Raw genomic sequence first — 892 nt, 5'->3', positions numbered from 1 at the left:
GGCCCGAAGCGTGAATATGGTGTTAAGTGAAGTAGTTGACATCCTCGAATTAACCCACCAATTCTTGAAACCCGTTACGACTCCATAACCATAGTGGTGTATGTAAATCAATTAATGATAAATCAGTATCCTTTAATATTTCTTTCCATGCCCGGTTTACAATATTTGAAATATTGTTAGAACTAATATCCTTATCATCAATCAATCCCAGTTGTATTGTTGCTTGTATTACATGTGTGTCTGGCGCAATTGATAAAGCTTCAGTCCCAACTAATTTAGCATCTGTATAATTACTTATTACATATAGCCAGTAATTACAGATCTTTGGACCGCAAAGATATGGAAAATCCTTTTTATGATATCTTTGAATGTATTCCAATATGGTAGTAACGTTCCAATTACATAAATTGAACAAATTACGTATGTCACCGTCAAAATGTTTATAGATTGTCTGACACAATCTCATCCATGTATCACAATGTTTAATTGGTTGTAAGGCCACTTTATGTTTCAATAGTAATTCACGTAATCTTGTATCATTGATAGTTACAATATAATGCGGATCAAATATTCTCTGAGTTTCTGGATCTTTATAAGCATTCAATGCGGACTTCCAAAGGGTATAAGAGTTACGTTGATAATTCAATGCCATTGGTAAAGTAAAGTATAGATAATTTGTTGCTGAGTCCTTAGGTAATGACGGATTGGCATCTTCCGGCATTATTTCACCACCGAGTAAGCCTGCGAGATACATATTGCGAAGCGTCTTAGCTTTAGATAATATATCTTGAGTTTGCATGCTCTGCTATCACTCTTTCAAAAGTTTTTAAGCACTTCAACTATTTCACCTAACAATGTATTCACGAAGTTCGTAAACATCCAAGCATAAGGT

1 protein-coding gene is annotated in these 892 nt (G+C 34.4%); it reads right to left on the bottom strand.

The window, feature by feature from the left end:
• Positions 1-49: 49 nt before the first annotated feature.
• On the bottom strand, positions 50-799 hold the full coding sequence (locus tag AC1DWB_RS36260) for a hypothetical protein (RefSeq protein ID WP_477545887.1): 750 nt from the start codon (positions 797-799) through the stop codon (positions 50-52).
• Positions 800-892: the final 93 nt, after the last annotated feature.

The organism is Paenibacillus sp. P4_E11, assembly GCF_056401635.1.
The sequence above is the reverse complement of the archived record's forward strand: the minus strand, read 5'-3'. Positions and strand labels throughout refer to the sequence as shown.